1 protein-coding gene and 1 pseudogene are annotated in these 1,625 nt (G+C 57.0%); one reads left to right on the forward strand and one right to left on the reverse strand.

The window, feature by feature from the left end; all coding sequences use genetic code 11:
* The first annotated feature begins 86 nt into the window (after positions 1-86).
* Positions 87-1,139, forward strand: coding sequence for an IS110 family RNA-guided transposase (locus DMO26_RS33400; RefSeq protein WP_117196531.1), 1,053 nt, complete (start codon positions 87-89; stop codon positions 1,137-1,139).
* Between the two features lie 238 nt (positions 1,140-1,377).
* Here the strand turns inward: DMO26_RS33400 and DMO26_RS33405 are convergent.
* Positions 1,378-1,625: pseudogene (locus tag DMO26_RS33405) on the reverse strand (transposase); the annotation flags it as partial.

The following is a 1,625-nucleotide window of genomic DNA, read 5'->3' on the forward strand; positions in this document are numbered from 1 at the left end:
GGCGCTGAGATGGCCGCGTCATTAATGGGATGGTCCGCCTCGTCCTCCTGCCGCATCATGAGGCGGTCAAATCAAAGGAGGTTGCTATGCCTAAACGCAATGCGCCGCTTCCCGCAGCGGTCTATGGAGTTGATATTGGTAAGAACATCTTCCACGTCGTCGCGTTGGGGAACGACGGTACGGTTGTCCAACGGGTTAGGTTCCGACGGGACACGCTGCTTCAATTCTTCCAGCGTGCAGCACCGGCGCTCGTCGGGATGGAATCCTGCGCAGGGTCTCAGTGGATCGCGAGGAAGATCCAGGCGCTCGGTCACAAGGTCCGGCTGATCCCAGCCCAGTTTGTGAAGCCTTACGTTAAGTCGAACAAGAGTGACACCATCGACGCGGAGGCGATCGCTGAGGCCGCCACGCGACCAACGATGCGATTTGCTGCACTCAAGACTGAGGAACAGGCCGACCTTCAAGCCTTGCACCGGGTCCGTGACCAGATGATCGGCACGCGAACCCGCCTGATCAACCAGATGCGCGCCTTCTGCCTCGAATACGGTGTGGCGCTACGCCAGGGTGCAGGTCTGTTCAAGCTCGACCTGCCCGAGGCTCTCCGAGATCCAGCAAACGATCTCTCGCCGGCAATGCGCAAACTGCTCGGCGAGCTGTTTGCCGATCTGCGTCAGTTGGAAAAGCGGATTGCTGATGTCACACGCGAGATCGAAGCGATCGCTGATCGAGAGGATTCTGCGCGCCGGCTCATGACAATCCCCGGAATAGGAGCTCTCGGTGCGACAGCACTGCTTGCTGCTGTCGGAAACGGCGGACAGTTCCAGAAAGCCCGTGATCTGGCCGCATGGTTAGGCCTTGTGCCGCGAGAATACTCGACCGGAGGAAAGCAGAAGCTTCTCGGGATTAGCAAGCGAGGCAACCGATATGTCCGTAAACTGCTGGTTCATGGTGCACGATCCTGCTTTCGACACCTCGACCGAACAAAGGATCGACTGGGAAGCTGGCTGGATGGTCTCCAAGCCCGAATGCATCCAAACAAAGCTGTTGTCGCACTTGCCGCCAAAATGGCCCGGATCGCCTGGGTCGTCCTGACAAAGCCGGGAGCATTCTACGAGCGCAGAGATCCTGCATTCGCCTAGTGCTCCTGGTTCGATTGCAAGGCTCGGGAATAGTGATGACGAAACAGTGGATCAACATGCCGTAAGCCCTGGGTAAAAAAATGGGCTATTTGCCCGTGTCATTTATTGGGAACGGCGTGTGCGGATCTCATCATGGCCTGGCTGCAACCGCAGTTTACTCGCGAGAGGCCGGATACATTTATGCAACTGGAATCGTCATTTGCGATGTCACGTACCCTTGCACGGACGAGGCGGACCATACATTTTTTCCGAGAGCCTCCTTCAGCAGATCGGCTTGCATGCTCAAGTCAGCATACATCCGCTTCAATCGACGATTCTCTTCCTCAAGAACCTTCATCTGGCTCATCATCGAGGCGTCCATACCGCCATACTTCGATCGCCATTTATAAAAACTGGCGCTGCTGATGCCATGCTCCCGGCAAAGCTCAGGCACGGGCATTCCGCCTTCCGCCTGGCGCAACACCGCCATGATCTGGGCTTCACTAA

The organism is Rhizobium terrae (assembly GCF_003425685.1).
In the GTDB taxonomy this organism is placed as follows: Bacteria; Pseudomonadota; Alphaproteobacteria; order Rhizobiales; family Rhizobiaceae; genus Neorhizobium; species Neorhizobium terrae.